This is a genomic window from Prevotella sp. HMSC077E09, assembly GCF_001814685.1.
GTDB lineage: Bacteria > Bacteroidota > Bacteroidia > Bacteroidales > Bacteroidaceae > Prevotella > Prevotella oris.
On the sequence record NZ_KV817550.1, the window covers coordinates 1 to 20,365 of the forward strand.

The window sequence follows — 20,365 nt, forward strand, 5'->3', positions numbered from 1 at the left end:
CATTTGGTAGTTGAAACTACCAAGTGTTAAAAACTAAGAACAATATTTACAGACAAAACAAAACTGTTACAGTCAAAACAAGCCTACACAAAATATCACAAAGCTGCGTTAAAAAATAAAGTTTTCAACTTTCATCACTGCTATTGGCAGCTATAGGTAAAATCATTGCCCTGCAAATCATCCCTTTCCAACATGCTAAACGTAGAATGTTGCCATAAAAGATGATGCAAATTGACGAATAAAGAAAATATGATGATTTTAATATTCATTTCATCTTCTTTTGTGAGGAATAATAAAAAATATTGTAAATTTGTAGATGATAATTGATTTTTTTAATCTAATCGAAAGAAATATGACACTATCAAAGCAAGACCTCAAACAGTTAGCTTCACGTGGTATCAGTGAGAAGCAAGTGGAAAAACAGTTAAAACAGATAGCAGAAGGCTTTCCCTTTCTGCGCCTTGAAGCTGCAGCATCTGTCGGGAATGGCATAGTTGCTCCCTCAAATGAAGAACGTGACGCTTTCATTCAACAATGGAAGCAATATAAAGAGCGTCCGCATAAGATTGTAAAATTCGTTCCTGCCAGCGGTGCAGCCAGCAGAATGTTCAAGAATATGTTTGCTTTTCTCTCCTCACCTTATGAAGTTCCGACCACAGATTTTGAGAAGACATTCTTTGCCGAGATAGAACATTTCGCTTTCAAAGATGCTTTGAACGAGGCATGTAAAGCCAACCAAGGCAAAGATATTGTTGACTTGATTGCAGAAGGACGCTATAAGGATATCGTTGCCAATCTATTGCAACCGGCCGGATTGAATTATGGCAGCCTTCCAAAGGGCCTGCTGTTATTCCACAACTATGAGGATGGGCCACGCACTCCAATGGAAGAGCACCTTGTGGAAGCGGCACTCTATGCTAACTGTAACGGTGAGGCCAATGTTCATTTCACTGTAAGTCATGACCATTTGGCTTTGTTCAAGGCTAAGGTTAAAGAGAAGGCAGACCATCTTGCAAAGAAGTTCGGAGTGTCATACAATATCAGTTTTTCCGAACAAAAGCCAAGTACGGATACGATTGCAGCCAATACGGACAATACTCCTTTCAGAAATGTAGACCAAAGTATGCTTTTCCGTCCCGGCGGACATGGTGCATTGATAGAAAATCTCAATGAGATTGACGCTGACATCGTGTTTATCAAGAATATCGACAACGTCGTACCTGACAGGCTCAAACCGTCGACCGTGACTTACAAGCAACTGCTTGCCGGCATACTCGTGGACATACAGCTGAAGATTTTCAACTATCTTGCATTGCTCGACACAGGGAAATACAGTCATGAAGAGCTTGAAGAAATCAAACGTTTCGTGCAGAATGACTTATGCTGCAGAAAGACCGGCATTGACAAACTGACTGATGCTGAATTAGCAAAATACCTTAGAACAAAACTTAACCGCCCTATCCGCGTGTGTGGTGTCGTGAAGAATGTAGGCGAACCTGGCGGTGGACCTTTCCTTACTTATAATCAGGACGGCACTGTAAGCCTGCAGATTTTGGAGAGCAGTCAGATAGATACCGCCAACGAGGAATATATGAAGATGTTCAGAAATGGCACACACTTCAATCCAGTCGACTTGGTTTGTGCTATCAAAGACTATCAGGGACATGCTTTCCATTTACCAGATTACATAGATCATTCAACAGGTTTCATCAGCAACAAGAGCAAGGACGGACGCGAACTGAAAGCGCTTGAACTGCCAGGTTTGTGGAATGGTGCTATGAGCGACTGGAACACAATATTCGTAGAAGTACCTCTTGAAACGTTCAATCCCGTCAAGACCGTGAACGATCTTCTGAGGGAACAACATCAATAAACATGGAGAAATTCGAATTTACAAAATCAGAACTCGAAGAAACAACGGAGATTCTCAATCATCTTCGTGATATTATAGGTGAAACTTTGAAGAGCGATGACGAACAGCAACTGCGTGAACAGTTGACAACAGCTATCGTTGAGGGACACATACAGCGTGACATTTTCGGACTTAACCCCATACTCCAGGCTTTACGCACGGCACAGATTGCCGTAGACGAGATTGGCCTGAAACGCGATGGCGTGCTTGCCACCATGCTCTTTACACTTGTCCTCAATGGTCATCTGACCCTTGAGGACACAGAAACAAAATTCGGAACCAGCGTAGCTCACATTATTCATGGTCTGGTTAAAATCCATAACCTCTACAAGAAGAACCCCATCATAGAGAGTGAGAACTTCAGAAACCTGCTGATATCATTCTCTGAAGACATGCGTGTCATTCTGATTATGATTGCAGACAGAGTGAATCTCATGCGTCAAATCCGTGATACGGAAGCGAAAGAGGCTCAAAAGGAAGTGAGCGAAGAGGCAAGTTATCTCTATGCTCCACTCGCTCACAAACTTGGTTTGTATAAACTGAAGAGTGAATTAGAAGATTTAAGCCTCAAATACCTTGAGCATGATGCCTACTATATGATAAAGGATTCGCTGAATGCGACCAAGACTTCCCGCGATGCTTATATCAAACGGTTTATCGGGCCAATAGAGGAACAGCTAAAAAATGCAGGCCTGAAATTCCACATGAAGGGACGAACGAAGAGCATTCACTCTATCTGGCAGAAGATGAAGAAACAGAAATGCAAGTTCGAAGGCATCTACGATCTCTTTGCCATTCGCATCATCTTGGACTCTCCCTTAGAGAAAGAGAAGATGCAATGTTGGCAGGTCTACTCTATCATCACAGACATGTACCAACCCAACCCCAAGCGCTTGCGCGATTGGCTCAGCGTACCGAAGAGCAATGGCTACGAGAGTCTGCATATCACTGTACTTGGGCCAGAGAACAAATGGGTTGAAGTGCAAATCCGTACTGAGCGCATGGATGAAATTGCCGAACACGGACTGGCAGCTCATTGGCGATATAAAGGCATCAAAAGTGAAGGCAGCATCGACGAATGGTTGGCCAATATACGGTCTGCCTTGGAAAATAATGATGACCTTCAACTGATGGATCAGTTCAAGATGGACCTCTATGAAGACGAAGTTTATGTGTTTACACCAAAGGGAGATTTATTGAAATTCCCCAAGGGTGCAACCATTTTAGACTTTGCTTACTATATTCATTCCAATATTGGCAACACATGTACCGGTGGAAAAATCAATGGAAAAGCTGTCAGTTTCAGGGAAAAGCTGCATTCTGGTGACACGGTTGAGATTCTGACACAGAGCAACCAAAAGCCTAAACGCGACTGGCTCAACATTGTGAAAAGTTCAAAAGCAAAAGCAAAAATCCGTCTTGCACTGAAAGAAACGCAGGCTAAGGATGGACTTTATGCCAAAGAACTTCTTGAAAGAAGATTCAAGAATAAGAAGATTGAGATAGAAGAAAGCCTGATGTCGCATATCATCAAGAAATTAGGGTATAAGGAAACGTCAGACTTCTATAAAGACATTGCTGATGAAAAATTAGATGCCAACACGGTTATTGAACGCTATATAGAAGTTCGCGACCATGACAGTGGCACGCGACAAGCAGAGAGTGCAGAAAACTTTGAATACAAGAACCCAAACGAGAAATTTGCCTATAAGGAAGATGATGTACTGGTGATTGACCGTAACCTGAAAGGTATTGACTATAAACTGGCACAATGCTGTCATCCTATCTATGGCGACGATGTTTTTGGTTTCGTAACAGTCAGCGGGGGAATTACTATCCATCGCAACACTTGCCCTAATGCCCCAGAACTCCGCAAGCGCTTCGGCTATCGCATTGTGAAAGCTAAATGGAGTGGAAAAGGAAGCAGTCAGTATGCCATTACATTACGCATCATTGGCAATGATGACATCGGAATTGTCAGCAACATCACCAATATCATCTCTAAGGAGGATAAACTTACCATGCGATCCATCAATATTGACTCACACGATGGCTTGTTCAGTGGCAACGTAGTATTGATGATTGAAGACAACAGCAAACTCAATCAACTTATCAAAAAACTGAAAACGGTAAAAGGAGTCAAACAGATTATAAGAATTTAGATTATAAACAAAGTGATAAGGAAAATCTTCTTGGCATTGTTCTTCATAATATCAGTGCATCTGAATGCTGCTGTTTGCTATACGAAAGCAGACAGCATCAAAGTCATGAAGCTGTTGGAACAGGGGAAAAAACTTCCGAAAGACAAAAATATTATACTTTTCTATGCCCGGCAATTGATTGGTGTTCCATATGTTGCACAGACATTAGAAGTGAACAAACAGGAGCAGCTGATTGTTAATCTACGGCAATTGGACTGTACTACTTACGTAGAAAACGTACTCGCACTCACACTATGCACAGAAAACAAGAAGCTACCGACATTTGCAGACTTCTGTTATTATCTCCGAATGCTTAGATACGAAGGAGGAAAAGTGGATTACCCTACTCGTCTGCACTACTTTACAGCGTGGATTTCTGACAACACAAAACTTGGCTTCGTTCATGAAATTCAAGCGAACAGTGCACCATTCACAAAAGTACAGACGTTGGATGTGGACTATATGAGCCAGCATATTGACAATTATCCTATGCTGAAAGCACACCCGGAATGGATACAGGCAATTTCTAAAATGGAACAACAGCTGACCGGGAAGAAGTTTCACTATATACCCAAAGCGCAGATAGCCGATAACCGTCTCTATCGTAAGACCATAAAAGATGGAGACATCATTGCCATTATCACGTCTAAGAAAGGGCTTGACACCAGCCATATTGGGATTGCGGTATGGCACAAAGACGGTCTGCATATGCTCAATGCAAGCCAAATCAGGCATAAGGTTGTCGAAGAACCGATGCTCTTACGCACCTATATGTCAAAGCATCCTATGCAGATTGGCATACGCATTGTTAGGAGTGGAAAGAACAAATAAGTAAATATTGCTGTCCGGTAAACCCTTTTCCGCATATAAAAGTCAGGGTGTGCCGAAGGTAAAGCTTTGATACACCCTCTTGTCTTCTTGGATTGTTCTGATTTCCATAAGTCTGTAATTTAATAAGTGATAAATATGTTTCGGGACTCCCCGAAAGCTTGTTTTTTCAGATTTTGAAGCTTCGGGACTCCCCGAAAACCTGTTTTTCAGATTTTGAGGCTTCGGGACTCCCCGACGGCTCATTTTTCAAGAAAACAACTCATCGGGACATCCCGAAGCATTGTTTTTCTGAATTTCAACCTTTCGGGATGCCCCGAAGCCCCCATTTTTCTCGTTTTCCGAGATTTCCCAATGTCGTAACGAGCCGATGATACCATTTTTAATACTTGGTGAAATGCAAGCCCACACAGAGTAAAAGTGTTTGTATTGCTTATAGACAAACGGATTGCAGACATCCAATTTGTTTCTACCGGACAGCAATATAAGTAAACTATTTCTTCTTTCCAAAGTTGAAACCGATATAGAAATTCACACTTCCAAATACACTGTTGGTAGAGAACTCCCGTTCATGATAATTATAAGTATGGAAGATTGAACTCATCCCGGCAAACCATTTTGAATTGTTATAAACAACACCAAAGCGGGCAATACCATCAATAGTAAACTTATTGAAACGAAAGAAATTCTGCTGTTTCTCGGCCTCACTGATCGTGTGTAAATAGGCAAGAGAAGCCGAAAGAGACACATCAAAGAGCCAATGGCGGGCAAAAACCCAGTTATATCCATAGCCCCCCATGACTGAATAGTTATCATATTTGACACGACTGACAGATATGCCGGCACTGTCTAACCTCGCCTTGTCAAGCCCTTCAACCGGTCCCAAATGATTGGTCACCACATCATAGAGAGCCTCCCAATCCATAGAAAGCTTCTGATGCGTATAACCTATGCCCAGAATAGGCGAACCAGCACTCTTTATCTGACAAGTACTCTGACTGAAAGCTGCCGGATATGAGAATTTCTTATGATTAGTAATGTAGTACAAGTTGAAACCACGTATATCAGCATGTAAGCCGGCAAAGTTCACTCCCTTTAACGAACTGACATCAATTTTCTGGTTATCATTAAGGTCTATCTTCCTGATATGATAGTCATCACCCGTAGTTCTATAGAAAAGATCAATCCCCAACTGATTACTGTAAAGGCTGAGATCAATTCCCTTTCGTTTGTTTCTGCTCGACAAATGGGTTACGTCCAACGTGTAACCCAAGAATATCCAACGCCAACCAAAATATGGGCCAATCTTGTAACTTGGGTCTGGAGCTAAATCCACACTTTGATGCAGACTGTTCGCAATACGATACATTTCATAGGTATTGGTATTCTGAAGCATGACTGCATAATTGTATTTCTGAGGTTCAATATAGTCTGTATCAATCCGAGAGAAGTCCTTTGCTATGCTGTAAAGCTTATCGAGGAAACGGTTTTTAAGATGATATCCACCTGCAAAGGACGATATCGAAAAACATAGAAAAATGGTAATAGCAGATAATTTCCTTATGTCCATTACATCATTAGAATTTACCTAATATCCTATCCATTACCCAATTCACGGGAGTCGCACTGACCGAAGTACATGTGCAGGCACCAAATCCCTGCAAATCCTCTATCACCGACTTGATAATCGGCAACTGAACATAAGGAGGATTAGGCACAACGATATTGCTTGTTCCCTCACTTGTAACAAGTCTGATAGGGTCATAGTTGTACACGGAGAATGAAAGTGACCCTTTCTCACCAATGATTTCAATACAATCCTCCCTTGCACTCTGATGTCCGACAAAGCACCAGGAAGCGCTTCCCGGCAGTCCACTTTCAAAAAGAAAGCACGCACTGATTGTATCTTCGGCCTTATACAGATGGGCACGATTGGCACAATAACCATGTGCACGGGTGATTACACCAAACAGTTCCTGCAGGATATCCAACTGATGTGGGGCAAGATCGTAGAAATAACCGCCTCCTGCAATATCCGGCTGCAGTCGCCAAGGAAGCTTCTCTGTGCTTTGATAGTCTAAATCACGCGGTGGAACGGAGAAACGTATCTGTACATTGGTCACGTTGCCTATAACATTTTGAGAGAGAATATTCCTCACTTCCTGAAAATAAGGAAGGTAACGACGATAATAAGCAACGAAACATGGCACGCCTGTCTGCTCACTGATACGGTTAATCCGGGCACAGTCCTCATAGCTTGCTGCCAAGGGTTTCTCCACATAAACAGGCTTGCCAGCCTTCATTGCCATGATAGCAAACGTGGCATGGCTTGACGGAGGTGTCGCAATATAAATGGCATTGACATCAGGGTCATCAATAAGTTCCTGTGCATCAGTATACCATTTACGAATATGATGACGTTCAGCATAGGAACGGGCCTTAGCCTCACTGCGACTCATCACGGCCTCGACATGTGAACCTTCGACCTCATCAAAGGCCGGACCGGATTTCTTTTCCGTCACTTCTCCACAACCGATAAATCCCCAACTGATCAGCTTCATATTATCCTTGTTTTACCTGCAAAGATAATATTTTTTACTATCTTTGCAAATAAAAAACTGATAATAATATGGAAATCAAGAAGTCTGAATTCGTCATTTCAGCCCCAACAGTGAGCAAATGTCCAAAGGATGACAAACCCGAATATGCTTTTATCGGGCGTTCAAACGTTGGAAAATCGAGCCTTATCAATATGCTCTGCAACCATAAAGGATTGGCCAAGACCTCCGCAACTCCAGGGAAAACACTTCTGATTAATCATTTCATCATCAACAATGAATGGTATCTTGTTGATCTTCCAGGCTATGGCTTTGCCAAACGTTCAAAGACTGTACAGCAGAAATTGGAACAGATGATTGCATCCTATATCCTGCAACGCAAGCAGCTTATCAACGTATTTGTATTGATAGATATAAGGCATGAACAGCAGAAAATAGACCGTGAGTTTATTGATTGGCTCGGAGAAAGCAATGTTCCTTTCACCATTGTGTTTACGAAAGCAGACAAATTAGGCCCGGGAAAAGCTAAACAGAATGCACAGAAATGGTTGGAACAACTGAAGGACAGATGGGAAACTCTCCCACCTTACTATATTACTTCTTCAGAGAAAAAGCTGGGACGCGAAGAACTCCTTGCCTATATTGATGAAATAAACAAATCGCTATAATGGCACAGATACCCTATCTTGACGTTCAGGAGCTGACAAAACACTTTGGTGCCCAGGTTCTCTTTGACCGTATTTCCTTTTCAATTGCCGAGGGACAAAAGGTCGGACTCGTTGCACAAAACGGTACCGGGAAGTCCACACTGCTCTCTATTCTCACGGGGAAAGAAAGCAAGGACGGTGGCGCCTGCATCTACCGCAATGACCTGCGCATCGGTTATCTCGAGCAATGTCCTAAGTTTGACATGGGAGAGAGCGTGCTTGACGCCTGCTTCAATCATGAAGAGAGTCCTGAAAAGATATTGAAAGCCAAGCAGGTTCTTACGCAGTTGAAGATTACAGATCTGCAAAAGCCCATGGGACAGCTTAGCGGTGGGCAACAAAAACGCGTGGCCTTAGCCAATGTTCTCATTACAGAACCCGACTTCATCATTTTGGATGAGCCTACCAACCACCTTGACTTGGAGATGATTGAATGGCTTGAAGGCTATCTGAACCGTGGAAATAAAACTTTGCTAATGGTGACCCACGACCGTTTCTTCCTTGACCGAGTGTGCAATATCATTTTTGAACTCGACAATCAAACCATATATACCTATCGAGGCAACTACAGTTACTATCTTGAAAAAAGGCAGGAACGAATTGACAACACAAGAGCAGAGATTGCCCGTGCAAACAACCTTTATCGTAAAGAGCTTGACTGGATGAGGCGCATGCCGCAGGCACGTGGTCATAAGGCACGCTATAGAGAAGAGGCTTTCTATGACTTGGAGGCCAAAGCCAAGCAACGTATCGAAGAACGGCAACTGCGTTTGAAAGCCAACAATGTCTATATTGGCTCTAAAATCTTTGAATGTCAGTATGTCAGCAAAGCCTGGAGCCTGGAAAATGTCATTCTGAAGGACTTCTACTATAACTTTGCCCGCTTCGAGAAAATGGGCATCGTAGGCAATAACGGAACAGGAAAATCAACCTTCATTAAAATGCTGTTGGGTTTGGTAAAGCCCGACAGTGGCAAGTTTGATATTGGTGAAACCGTTCGATTTGGTTATTTCTCACAGGAAGGATTAAAATTTGACGAACAACAGAAAGTCATTGATGTTATCACGGAAATTGCTGACTATATAGACTTAGGGGGTGGCCGACACATGACAGCAAGACAGTTCCTGCAATATTTTATGTTCACTCCTGAGCAACAACACAACTATGTTTACAAGCTCAGCGGCGGTGAACGACGCAAGCTCTACCTTTGTACGGTTCTGATGAAGAACCCTAATTTCCTTGTATTAGACGAACCGACCAACGACCTTGACATTCAAACTTTACAGGTATTAGAGGAATATCTGCAGGATTTTCCTGGCTGTGTAATCATTGTCAGCCATGACCGCTACTTCATGGACAAAGTCATCGACCACCTGTTGGTGTTCAAGGGAAATGGTCAGATAGCCGATTTCCCAGGCAACTATACGCAGTATCGCGAGTGGTCACAGCTGAAATCAAAGGAAGAAACAGAGAAAAACAGCAAGACAAAAGAGGTGAAAGCCAAAGTCAACTATCATCATGACGACCGCAAAAAGATGACTTTCAAGGAAAAGCGAGAGTTTGAACAGTTGGAAAAAGACATCGAACAGTTGGAAAAAGAATGCAAGAAAATAGAAGAAGATTTGTGCTCCGGCGCTTTATCCGTAGACGAACTGACAGAGAAAAGCAAACAACTCCCTGCATTGAGAGAGCTGTTAGATGAGAAAAGCATGCGGTGGTTGGAACTTTCCGAACTTGCGTAAACAAGACAGACGCTTAGTGATAAAGAACAACTATCTACAGAAACAAAAGATGAGAAAACAGACGTGATTTGGCAATATCAAAAGACCTGAGGTGTAACCTAATTCAGATTGCCACGCAACTTGATGCAAAACACAGCGTAACTTGACGCAGATTGCAGGGTAACTTGAGGCAGATTGCACGATGATTTGACGCAAAACATAAAGCCACTTGAGGCATAATACATAATGACATGATAATCAACAACTTGCAAGCTGTTATAAAACAAAGCGCATGTTGAGGAAAGAATACACAAATATGGCTTGTTTGAGATTTACAACTTAATCTTCAAAGAGGCCTTACTGCCTATGAGTGGAAATATGAAAAAGCCACATCCGACTTTGTAAAAAGTCAGACATGGCTTATATTTTCAAACTCCTTCTTTTACAAGAAAGGGCTTCTCAGAGTTGGCTTTGCGGAAACTACTTGAAAAATCTCTTATAAAGACCGGCAAAACCAGCTGCATGGCGAGCCTCATCCTTAGCCATTTCGTGGATAGTGTCATGGAGAGTGTCGTTGCCTTCAGCCTTAGCCTTCTTTGCAAACTCAAACTTTTCAGCACATGCACCCTGTTCAGCTGCAATACGAGCTTCAAGATTTGCCTTTGTATCGGCAAGCACCTCACCTAACAGTTCTGCATAACGGCTTGCGTGGTTAGCCTCTTCATAAGCATAATGCTCATAGGCACGGGCAATTTCTGGATAGCCTTCACGATCAGCTTGGCGTGCCATGGCAAGATACATACCAACCTCACTGCACTCGCCTGCAAATGTCTCCTTGCAATGCTGAATCAATTCTTCAGAAACACCTTCTTTGTAAGCTGCGCCAAGATAATGAACGGTTGCAAACTTCAATTCGCCGTCAGTAACCTCCATTTCCTTGAACTTACTCTTGTCAGCCTTACAGATTGGACACTGCTCAGGAGCCTCAGTACCTTCATGAATATAACCACATACCGTACAAATAAATTTCTTCTTCATAATGTTTTTGTTTTTTAATTTTACGTGTTTTGTATTACCATTAATCCTATTCTTGTTTGCAAAGATAGCGTAAAACATGCTAAAAGCAAAATACTTCGCCTGTAAACAGCAAATGTTTAAGCTTTTTTCACTATATGTCTTTAGCGATATATCTTCACCTGCCCATATAACGTAATTTTCAAACTCTTGTCAGACAGCCCTTTTGTCCCTTTCCACTGGCCATCCATGACAAGCACATGATAGGTTCCTTTCGCTGGCTTATGGGAGAGGGCACTGTCTAAAGAAAAGTAATTGCCTCGCCCACGAGTTGAAACTACAGCATCATAATGCCTGATATAAGGCTTCAATTCCGATATCTGTTCACCTATGGCTTCTGCCAATGCATTAGCAACCGTAAAGGCACCATATATATTATAATGTGTATTGTCTTTCCTTCCTTGCGGGATGGAAGCACATTCACCAGGCTTCAGCCATACATGTAACTTCCTACTTCCGACAACCCCATGACGTTGTTCTATTTGAGAAGTAATGGCATTAGCATCAATATAGCATACCTTCAGCTTTTGGGCAACCCGTCGTGCAACCCAACGATAGGCACCATGAGTGTCGACAAGAGTGTCACTGTTTGTCTGTTCGTCTCCATAGGCCGCTGTTCTCAACTTTTCATCGTCAATGTTTCTATCAGGTATCTGGTAGAAACACCTACGTGCAACAGGGCTCATCAATATGGGAACTGCCCCTTTTGCTTTGGTTTCCTGAGCATAGCGTTCAAGATTTTCTGCAAAAGTTGTATTGGGGTCTGTGTGCCGTTCTACGTCAGGTTTTGAGTCATTATGCCCAAATTGAATAATTACATAGTCACCAGGCTTCAGGCTTTCAAGTATCTTCTGCCACCGCCCTTCATCACGAAAACTCTTGCTCGATCTGCCATTGACAGCATGATTGCTCACGATAACATCCTCCGTAAAGCACCCTTGCAACATCATTCCCCACCCTCTTTCTGGATTTCCAAGCGGATTATTCTTCTCTGCCGCAGTTGAATCACCAATAATATAAACAACTGGTTTATGCTTATCGGTTGCTATCAAAACAACAAGTAAGAATACAATTAAGATATAAAGAGAGTGTTTCATATGACAATTATTAAGTAGTTAGATTATATTTATAAAGGGTAGAAATAGTTTCTGCCATTTCTACCCTATTAAAGTTTTACTTAGAAACAGTAGCTATCAGCTCATCAATTGTAATCAATGTCTGTTCACCTGTCTGCATATCCTTCAGCATAAGCTTTCCTTCATTGATTTCATTTTCACCTGCAAGCACCACGTAAGGAATATTCTTAGCATTTGCATAGCTCATTTGCTTTTTCATCTTTGCCTTGTCTGGGAATATTTCCGTACGAATACCAGCCTTTCGAGCCTTGGCAACAAAAGGAAGACAATAAGCAGTCTCTTTCTCACCAAAGTTGATAAATAAGACTTGTGTGGCATTAACTGCCTCTTTGGGATAGAGGTCAAGTGCATTCAAAACATCATAAATTCGGTCTGCACCAAATGAGATACCGACACCACTCAAGCCCGGCATGCCGAAGATACCTGTAAGATTATCGTAACGACCACCACCTGTGATACTTCCCATTGGTGTATCAAGTGCTTTCACCTCAAAGATAGCTCCCGTATAGTAGTTGAGTCCACGGGCCAGTGTCAAATCGAGTTGTATTTCATTGTTCAACCCTGTAACCTTCAAAGCATCAAGGATGAACCTCGTTTCTTCAACACCTTTCAGTCCTACATCAGAACCTTCAAGCACTTTAGCAATGGTATTGAGTTTGTCCTCATTCGTTCCTTCCAAAGAAATGATAGGCTGAAGCTTCTCTATAGCCTCGTCACTGATACCATCAGCCTTCAGCTCTGCATTGACATTATCGAGACCTATTTTGTCGAGTTTATCAATAGCGACTGTTATATCAACGATCTTGTCAGCTTCTCCGATAACCTCAGCAATGCCCGTAAGTATCTTTCGGTTATTAATCTTTATCTGAACTCTTACACCGAATTTTGTAAAGACAGTGTCAACAATCTGCATCAGTTCAACCTCGTTCAACAAGGAATCAGAACCAACAACATCTGCATCACACTGGTAGAATTCACGATAACGGCCTTTCTGTGGACGGTCTGCACGCCACACAGGTTGTATCTGATAGCGTTTGAAGGGCAATTGAAGTTCTTCACGGTGCATCACAACATAGCGCGCAAAAGGAACTGTCAAATCATAACGAAGTCCTTTTTCACATAGCTTTGAGGCCAAGTGAAGCGGATTACGTTCGCTTAGCTCTTCATCTGTAACCTTATTCAGATAATCACCGGAATTCAGTATTTTGAAAAGCAGTTTATCACCTTCTTCACCATACTTTCCCATGAGCGTCTGTAAGGTTTCCATTGCAGGCGTTTCTATCTGCTGAAAACCATAAAGGGCATAAACATCCTTTATAGTATTGAAAATATAATTTCTTTTTGCCATTTCCTCCGGCCCGAAATCCCGGGTTCCCTTTGGAATGGATGGTTTTTGTGCCATATATTCTTCTATTTTTTTATAAAATAACAGTCTGTTCTCTGTCAGGCCCTATAGAGACTATCTTTATGGGTGTCTCCAGGAAATCCTCTAAAAACTTAATGTAATTATGGAACGCCTGTGGGAATTGTGATTGTTCAGTAAACTTAGTCATATCCGTCTTCCAACCAGGGAAGTCCTTATAGACAGGTTCAACACCTTCAAGTTCGTAAGGCAATTCCTCCGTAAGGCTTCCATCTTTCAGTTTATACGCCACGCATGCCTTGATTGTTTCAAAGGAATCAAGCACATCACTCTTCATGAGTATCAGCTGGGTAACACCATTAATCATAATGGAATAACGCAATTGAATGAGGTCTACCCAACCACAACGGCGTTCACGTCCTGTCACGGCACCATATTCATGACCAAGGTCACGAAGCATTTTGCCTGTTTCATCAAAAAGCTCTGTAGGGAAAGGGCCTGCACCAACACGAGTGCAATAAGCCTTCATGATACCATAAACTTCTCCTATCTTGTTAGGACCTATTCCCAAACCGGTGCAGGCTCCCGCACAAACGGTATTGGAGGATGTAACGAATGGGTAAGAGCCAAAATCCACGTCAAGCATAGTTCCCTGAGCACCTTCACACAGAATGCTTTTCCCTGAACGCAGGATATTGTTGATTTCGTGCTCAGAATCAACAAAATGGAACTGGCACATATAATCAACTCCTTCCATCCACGTCTTTTCAACCTCATCGAGACCTTCGAAGTCTATCCAGCCCAGCGCTTCCAGCATCTTCATGTGACGCGCCTTGTGAGCAGCATATTTTTCTTGAAAGTTCTCAATAATATCCCCTACTCTCAAACCATTACGGCTTATCTTATCAGTGTAAGTCGGGCCTATTCCTTTCCCCGTAGTACCCACTTTAGCCTTTCCCTTAGCTGCTTCATAGGCACGGTCTAAAAGGCGATGTGTCGGCATAATGAGGTGAGCTTTCTTAGATATATGCAGACGCTCTTTCAAAGGATGACCACTTTTCTCCAAGTCCTTGGCTTCTCCCATAAACAAATCAGGGGCAAGCACAACTCCATTACCGATGATATTTACCTTACCACCTTGGAAGATACCTGAAGGAATTGAGCGAAGCACATATTTCTGGCCTTCAAACTCTAATGTGTGGCCTGCATTAGGACCACCCTGAAAGCGCGCTACAACATCATAGTTCGGTGTCAAGACATCAACTACTTTCCCTTTTCCTTCATCCCCCCACTGCAAACCGAGCAGGACATCAACTTTACCTGTTGTATTCATTTTATCCTATAGATTATTGCTTTTTGACTTCATATTGACTTCATATGTGTTTTAACGTATCTTTTTTGATTGACATTTACCACAAACTCCATATAAATAGAGCGTGAAATTATCTTTACGAAAACGGCTGATTTTCATTTCTCCAATTGTTTTCTCAAGTTCCAGGTTCTTCTGTTCCGTAACCCTTCCACACATCCGGCAAATCAGCCGAACATACCCCTGTGCAGAGAATGCCGCCTCATAGACTATGGCATCCTGAAGATGATGCCTGACTACGAGCCCTAACTTCAGAAATAAATTCATACAATTATAAAGAGTTGCCCTGCTCACCCTAAATCTTTTCTCATTCAAAGCCTCATTTAAGGCATCCATGGTGAAAAGGCTATCCATACTGTAGATAGCATCCAACACTGCATAACGTTCAGGAGTTTTGCGGTGATTATCCGATTTCAGAAACTTATTCAGAACATCGTAAGCCCGTTGGGTTTCCTCTCTTGCCATTGAATAATTGTTTGAAACAATTCAACATACAAAATTAGTAATTTTATATCAGATTGAGAAATATAATAACATAATTTTCACTTTAAATCTCAACAACGCCATGCAAGGCCTTCCTGACAATCATTTCATAGTCATTCCCCAACTCTGCGAAACTCAAAATGGCGTTCATAGCAGCATGTTTAACACCCATATTTTCATTACTCAGTGCTACAGCTGCTTGATCCAAGAATTCATTAATACCACGTTCATTGGGTTCCAGCCCCTTTCCGAACAATCTACCCAAAAGATTGAAACCACAAATCTGATAGAGATTATTCTCTGAAGCAATACATTCAAAAGCAAGAACAGAGGCATAATCCACATGTTGGAAAAGATTCATGGCCAACATTTCGGCAATTTCCTGTGTGCGGGTCTGTTCCAACCAAACTTCAGCCAAATCAGCCTCCATTCTATCGGCTGGCATAATCAATGTGGCAAGAATCTTGCATTCACGCACATTCTCCTTAAACAAAGCAACGGCAAGTTCATAATCCTTTCCATATTCCTTGGCCATTTCATGAAGGTTTATCAATGGTACGCCCCAATTGACATTGTAATTCAGGCCCTTCTCACGCATAGACTGAGAAGCAGGCCCATTCATATAAAGTCTGAAGCTTTGCTTAATTTTCTTCAACTTATCATTCAACTTCATATACATTCTCACTTTACATTAATATTCACTTGAATAACGCATCATCTGATGTACATAGCTTTCTGTATAATCCAACTTGATGTTCACAATATTGCCATTTTCATCATATTCAGGCTTCATCCACGGGTTCAAAAAGCCTTTATAAGGGGCTATCCCCAACTTTTCATAGCGTTCAAGAATCTCCCGATGCAACTGAGAGTCTATGTGAACGGCATATTTTTCAACCAATGCCCGAGCTGCATTGAAATCACCTTCACTCTTGATACGTTGTATTTCGCCCAACTGACAGGCAAAAATTCCTCTCAAGCCTTCGTAATCCTTCACCGACACATAATGCTTTCCGCCATGCATCTCTAATGCAACTATCTGCTGTTCTACATCCATATCGAGTGCCCAATTGGCTATCAATGCCCGATTTCTCATGTGTGCCTCTTCGATGTCATTACCCAATTCTATTCTTACGGCCTGTGTCAGCAGACCATTTTGCATATAAGTATAATATTGGCTTTTATAGGCTTCCCTATCTGGAGTCAGTCCCAACTCAACCAACTTGTCATCAGCCAGATAATACAGTCCAAACAAATCGGCACGCGCCTCTTCTATCGTATTTCCGTAAGCTTTCAGTGCATCGGGATCCGTTTCCTTCAACAACTGCCCACTGCCATGTCCAAGACACTCATGCAAATCCGTATGAAGTTCATCACACAAGTCTCCATATCTATCAATGAGCGCCCGCGTTTCATCATCAATGACAAACTCCTGCATGAATCCATTCCCTCGCGAAGCCTTACTATAGGCATCTGTGAGGTTTCCAATGGTGACACTTTTAGAACCATGCTCTGCTCTAATCCAGTCGGCATTCGGAAGATTTATACCTATAGCTGTAGAGGGATATTCGTCTCCTCCGAGCATTGCCGCACAAATGACATTTGCCGTCACGCCCCGAACAGTCTTTTTCTTAAACCTCCTGTCCACAGGGGAATGGTCTTCAAACCACTGCGCATTCTCGCTGATCAGACGAGTACGCTTTGTTGCCTCAGCATCCTTATACTCAACAATCCCCTCCCACGAGCCTTTCAATCCCAAGGGGTCACCATAAACTTCTATGAAGCCATTGATGAAATCAACTTGTCCTTCCTGCTCTTTCAGCCACTCAATAGAATACTCGTCAAAGTGTTTAAGGTCGCCCGTCTGATAAAACTTTATCAAAATGGCTATAACCTTCTTCTGCTGTTCATTTTCAGCATATTGAGAAGCCTTCGTCAGCCAATGGATGATTTGACGGATTTTATTGCCATACATGCCATTTGCCTTATAGACAAGCTCTGTCAACTTCCCGTTTTGCTTGGTCAACTTAGAATTAAGTCCATAGGAAACAGGACGAGCATCTCCCTCCACCTTCATGCCATTATAAAAACTTTCAACCTCACTTTGCGAAACATCTTCATAGAAGTTGCAGGCAGACGTCTTGATGAGGTCTACGCCTTCAGCCTTGTTAACACGCTTTGGCAAATAGTCAGCATCAAAGATAACCGGCAGAATTTCATTCAGCAAATTGTTCTTTTCTTCCTCTGACCCTAATGCCAACTGTTCATAGGAAAGGCTATTGTAGGCATCACAAAAAAAGTCCCTACTGAATTCAGGTTTGAATTTATCACACCCATAGTGATGATAGATACCATTTGAGAACCACACTCGTTTCAAATAGACTGTCAACGCCTGAAAGTCATGAGTGTCACGGCTGCCGTTGTAAAGAAGGAAAATACTTTCAAGCACCTTGCGAATGCTAAGATTATATTTTCCAAATTGGTCAAACGTGATGTCTCTGCCTGAAAGAACAGCCTTCGACAGATAATATATATATATTTTCTGTTGAAGCCTCAGAGCTTCAAAACCTTCCAATTTATACCTCAACAACTGGATGTCGGCAAACTTTTCATCTATATAATTCATTTATTAATCATTAAATTCAACAATAAAGCCCACAGAAAGACACATTCATCTTCCTGTGGACTTCATCCTATCAGAGAAATTCATTCTACACTCAATGCCTTTGCAACATTTTTCGAACCAGGCTTTCTTCCCCGTTTCTTCGGCACCTCTGTCTGTACAGCGTTCTGCTGGAAATGACGAAGCTTGTAGTCGCGCGGCGTACAACCATTCAGTTTGAAAAATGAAGCGTAAAAAGACTGACGATTAGAGAAACCTACCATGTCGGAAATATCTTCCATGTTCAGTTCCTTGTAGCGTTTGTCAGCCAGAAGTGTCATCGCTTCTTCTATTCGATATTTATTAACGAAAGAAGTATAGTTCATGTGAAACTTTACGTTTACAACAGCTGAAATATAACGCGTGTTTGTACCTAACTCGTCAGCGAGCTTCTTGGCAGAGTAATCCTTATCCTTATATTTCTTCTGAATAAGAATAATATCAAGGATTTTTTCTTTCAATTCATCCATCAGACCGGGCCTGACAAGAGTACGGTATACCGCCTCCTTTTCCCGCTTCTCCGTAATGTTATACTTTGCCATAATACTAAAAAAATTAATTATTTTCCTCCTTTCCGTTGCAAATTTAAATATAATAAATTAATTTATCAAGTCTTTCGACATTTATTTTATAAAAAAGGCTATCTTTGTGATATCAAATCACTTAAATAACAAAAGACATGAAGAAAATACTTACCATCCTGCTCATCTTTTTCTTTACAACTCCATGCTTGGCACGTAAAGATTTTTATACCATTATCGTTTCTCTTGATGGTTGCCGTTGGGACTATCCCGAATGGTATGAGACGCCTTTCTTAAACTATATGGCTGAGAATGGTGTCAAATCGGGACTGATTCCCTCCTATCCCTCCAAAACTTTCCCTAATCATTATACACTTGCAACAGGACTTTATCCCGACCACCATGGCATTATAGCAAACTCATTTGTCAACAGAAAGGACGGACAGATATTTTCTCTCGGCAACCCCAAGACTAAAACTGACAGCAGATTCTACGGAGGAGAACCGATATGGGTTACTGCCAAAAAACAAGGCAAACGCGTTTTCACCTATCATTGGCCCGGAAGTGATGTCAAAGTGAAGAACCTCTATCCCGATGTGTGGTTCAACTACAATCAGCATCATCTCACCGTGAGCGAACGCATCACATTAGCTTCACAAGCCATCAACGCAAAAAGCGCCCCCGACCTCATCATGATTTATTTCGAGGAGCCTGACCACCAAGGCCACGACTTCGGCCCACAGAGCCCACACACCAAGGATGCACTCAGAAACATGGATGCTCACTTACAGGACTTATGGGAAAACATCCAGCAAGGACCGCGCAAAGACAGTGTCAACCTCATTGTTGTTTCCGACCACGGCATGACATTGGTGAGCCCCGAGCGAAAAATAGAATGCAAAAAATATCTTAACCCGAAATGGTATGAACGCGTTGAAGGCAACCTGCCCGCACAAATCTATTGCAAGAAAGGCTATGTAGACTCGGTTTACAATGCCTTGAAAGACCTGCCGCATCAGCGGGTATGGCGCAAGAAAGACATTCCGGCTTACCTGCATTATGGAACACACGTGAACATCGGCGATATCGTTGTAGACCCGCAAGAGGGGTGGCTGGTAACCGACGACAAGGTCAAAACAGGCGGCATGCACGGCTACGACCCTACCTACAGCGACATGCAAGCCATTTTCAGAGCCATGGGCCCGAGCTTCCGACATATCACTTACCCACACTTCCAAAATGTCAATGTCTACGCCCTTCTGTGCCACCTCATCGGGATAACTCCCGCGCCCAACGACGGAAACTTCCAGGAAGTGAGCCCCCTGCTGAACTAAACAAAGCGCATTGCTTTCACACCGACCACAGCCCTACAATTACAGCGACAGACAGCCACACATCTCCATTCACATCCAACGACAAAGATAATAAAAAAAATCTGAAAAACCAAATAATCGGGGATGTGTGGCAGTCAAAAAAAAATAAATTTTCTGAAGACTAAGATTGCATGTGGTTTCGGCACATATCCAGATACGCTCAGACTTAATGTAACACGCAAAATGTTACATGTAACATGTAATATGTAATTTTTTTTGGGGACACAAAATGAGAAATATTCAATGAGAAATCAGGAAAAGAGAACCATCATAAATCTAAAATATTACATATTACATATTACATGTAACGTTTAGCACCATATGCTAATTCACAATGCATAATTGCGCATGATACATAAGAGAGAGAATGAATGCTTACAGATTGATAGATTTACAGGGGATTATATATGATAATTATTAGCATTATTATAATATATAATATTAATATTATATATTA

General features: G+C 42.0%; 16 protein-coding genes. 6 read left to right on the plus strand and 10 right to left on the minus strand.

Features of this window, described 5'->3' with window-relative positions:
• The first annotated feature begins 352 nt into the window (after positions 1–352).
• The 3 genes from HMPREF2983_RS05855 to HMPREF2983_RS05865 are packed head-to-tail and all read left to right on the plus strand — an operon-like array spanning position 353 to position 4,944.
• On the plus strand, positions 353–1,873 hold the full coding sequence (locus HMPREF2983_RS05855) for a DUF4301 family protein (protein WP_070667355.1): 1,521 nt from the start codon (positions 353–355) through the stop codon (positions 1,871–1,873).
• 2 nt (positions 1,874–1,875) lie between these two features.
• Positions 1,876–4,074 carry a RelA/SpoT family protein gene (locus HMPREF2983_RS05860; protein WP_070667356.1) on the plus strand — a complete coding sequence of 733 codons (2,199 nt, stop codon included), beginning with the start codon at positions 1,876–1,878 and terminating at the stop codon, positions 4,072–4,074.
• A gap of 15 nt (positions 4,075–4,089) precedes the next feature.
• Positions 4,090–4,944 (plus strand): N-acetylmuramoyl-L-alanine amidase-like domain-containing protein, encoded by an 855-nt coding sequence (locus HMPREF2983_RS05865; RefSeq protein ID WP_371441338.1) that lies wholly within the window; start codon positions 4,090–4,092, stop codon positions 4,942–4,944.
• A gap of 490 nt (positions 4,945–5,434) precedes the next feature.
• Here the strand turns inward: HMPREF2983_RS05865 and HMPREF2983_RS05870 are convergent, their stop codons facing one another.
• Positions 5,435–6,511: a DUF4421 domain-containing protein gene (locus HMPREF2983_RS05870; RefSeq protein ID WP_070667358.1), complete on the minus strand. Its 1,077-nt coding sequence runs from the start codon at positions 6,509–6,511 to the stop codon at positions 5,435–5,437.
• A 7-nt stretch (positions 6,512–6,518) separates the two neighbouring features.
• Positions 6,519–7,502 (minus strand): Gfo/Idh/MocA family protein, encoded by a 984-nt coding sequence (locus tag HMPREF2983_RS05875; protein ID WP_004374150.1) that lies wholly within the window; start codon positions 7,500–7,502, stop codon positions 6,519–6,521.
• 68 nt (positions 7,503–7,570) lie between these two features.
• Between HMPREF2983_RS05875 and yihA the strand changes: the two genes are divergently transcribed.
• Positions 7,571–8,167, plus strand: a complete 597-nt coding sequence (gene yihA / locus HMPREF2983_RS05880) for a ribosome biogenesis GTP-binding protein YihA/YsxC (RefSeq protein ID WP_004374149.1) — start codon at positions 7,571–7,573, stop codon at positions 8,165–8,167.
• Positions 8,167–9,948, plus strand: a complete 1,782-nt coding sequence (abc-f, locus tag HMPREF2983_RS05885) for a ribosomal protection-like ABC-F family protein (RefSeq protein WP_070667359.1) — start codon at positions 8,167–8,169, stop codon at positions 9,946–9,948. The genes yihA and abc-f overlap by 1 nt, the downstream gene beginning before the upstream one ends.
• A 459-nt stretch (positions 9,949–10,407) precedes the next feature.
• Here the strand turns inward: abc-f and HMPREF2983_RS05890 are convergent, their stop codons facing one another.
• From HMPREF2983_RS05890 to HMPREF2983_RS05925, 8 genes are all read right to left on the minus strand, one after another.
• Positions 10,408–10,965, minus strand: coding sequence for an NADH peroxidase (locus HMPREF2983_RS05890; RefSeq protein WP_004376384.1), 558 nt, complete (start codon positions 10,963–10,965; stop codon positions 10,408–10,410).
• Positions 10,966–11,105: 140 nt separating this feature from the next.
• The gene (locus tag HMPREF2983_RS05895; protein ID WP_070667360.1) at positions 11,106–12,098 is read right to left on the minus strand and encodes a rhamnogalacturonan acetylesterase; all 993 of its coding nucleotides are present in this window, start codon (positions 12,096–12,098) and stop codon (positions 11,106–11,108) included.
• A gap of 76 nt (positions 12,099–12,174) precedes the next feature.
• On the minus strand, positions 12,175–13,539 hold the full coding sequence (gene hisS, locus HMPREF2983_RS05900; protein ID WP_070667361.1) for a histidine--tRNA ligase: 1,365 nt from the start codon (positions 13,537–13,539) through the stop codon (positions 12,175–12,177).
• A 16-nt stretch (positions 13,540–13,555) separates the two neighbouring features.
• Positions 13,556–14,833, minus strand: a complete 1,278-nt coding sequence (locus HMPREF2983_RS05905; RefSeq protein ID WP_070667362.1) for an adenylosuccinate synthase — start codon at positions 14,831–14,833, stop codon at positions 13,556–13,558.
• Between the two features lie 51 nt (positions 14,834–14,884).
• Entirely contained in the window at positions 14,885–15,334 is a 450-nt protein-coding gene (locus tag HMPREF2983_RS05910; protein ID WP_039873175.1) for a Fur family transcriptional regulator, read from the minus strand.
• A gap of 82 nt (positions 15,335–15,416) precedes the next feature.
• The gene (locus tag HMPREF2983_RS05915) at positions 15,417–16,031 is read right to left on the minus strand and encodes a DNA alkylation repair protein (protein ID WP_039873176.1); all 615 of its coding nucleotides are present in this window, start codon (positions 16,029–16,031) and stop codon (positions 15,417–15,419) included.
• A 12-nt stretch (positions 16,032–16,043) separates the two neighbouring features.
• Entirely contained in the window at positions 16,044–17,978 is a 1,935-nt protein-coding gene (locus HMPREF2983_RS05920) for a dipeptidyl-peptidase 3 family protein (RefSeq protein ID WP_070667363.1), read from the minus strand.
• A gap of 80 nt (positions 17,979–18,058) precedes the next feature.
• The gene (locus HMPREF2983_RS05925; protein ID WP_004376399.1) at positions 18,059–18,556 is read right to left on the minus strand and encodes a helix-turn-helix domain-containing protein; all 498 of its coding nucleotides are present in this window, start codon (positions 18,554–18,556) and stop codon (positions 18,059–18,061) included.
• Positions 18,557–18,693: 137 nt separating this feature from the next.
• Here HMPREF2983_RS05925 and HMPREF2983_RS05930 point away from each other — a divergent pair, with 137 nt between their 5' ends.
• Entirely contained in the window at positions 18,694–19,869 is a 1,176-nt protein-coding gene (locus HMPREF2983_RS05930) for an alkaline phosphatase family protein (RefSeq protein ID WP_018920405.1), read from the plus strand.
• Positions 19,870–20,365 lie beyond the last annotated feature (496 nt).

Coding starts and splice junctions, on each gene's coding strand:
- HMPREF2983_RS05855 (WP_070667355.1), top strand. CDS start 353: ATGACACTATCAAAGCAAGACCTCAAACAGTTAGCTTCACGTGGTATC.
- HMPREF2983_RS05860 (WP_070667356.1), top strand. CDS start 1,876: ATGGAGAAATTCGAATTTACAAAATCAGAACTCGAAGAAACAACGGAG.
- HMPREF2983_RS05870 (WP_070667358.1), bottom strand. CDS start 6,511: ATGGACATAAGGAAATTATCTGCTATTACCATTTTTCTATGTTTTTCG.
- HMPREF2983_RS05875 (WP_004374150.1), bottom strand. CDS start 7,502: ATGAAGCTGATCAGTTGGGGATTTATCGGTTGTGGAGAAGTGACGGAA.
- yihA (WP_004374149.1), top strand. CDS start 7,571: ATGGAAATCAAGAAGTCTGAATTCGTCATTTCAGCCCCAACAGTGAGC.
- abc-f (WP_070667359.1), top strand. CDS start 8,167: ATGGCACAGATACCCTATCTTGACGTTCAGGAGCTGACAAAACACTTT.
- HMPREF2983_RS05890 (WP_004376384.1), bottom strand. CDS start 10,965: ATGAAGAAGAAATTTATTTGTACGGTATGTGGTTATATTCATGAAGGT.
- HMPREF2983_RS05895 (WP_070667360.1), bottom strand. CDS start 12,098: ATGAAACACTCTCTTTATATCTTAATTGTATTCTTACTTGTTGTTTTG.
- hisS (WP_070667361.1), bottom strand. CDS start 13,539: ATGGCACAAAAACCATCCATTCCAAAGGGAACCCGGGATTTCGGGCCG.
- HMPREF2983_RS05905 (WP_070667362.1), bottom strand. CDS start 14,833: ATGAATACAACAGGTAAAGTTGATGTCCTGCTCGGTTTGCAGTGGGGG.
- HMPREF2983_RS05910 (WP_039873175.1), bottom strand. CDS start 15,334: ATGGCAAGAGAGGAAACCCAACGGGCTTACGATGTTCTGAATAAGTTT.
- HMPREF2983_RS05915 (WP_039873176.1), bottom strand. CDS start 16,031: ATGTATATGAAGTTGAATGATAAGTTGAAGAAAATTAAGCAAAGCTTC.
- HMPREF2983_RS05920 (WP_070667363.1), bottom strand. CDS start 17,978: ATGAATTATATAGATGAAAAGTTTGCCGACATCCAGTTGTTGAGGTAT.
- HMPREF2983_RS05925 (WP_004376399.1), bottom strand. CDS start 18,556: ATGGCAAAGTATAACATTACGGAGAAGCGGGAAAAGGAGGCGGTATAC.
- HMPREF2983_RS05930 (WP_018920405.1), top strand. CDS start 18,694: ATGAAGAAAATACTTACCATCCTGCTCATCTTTTTCTTTACAACTCCA.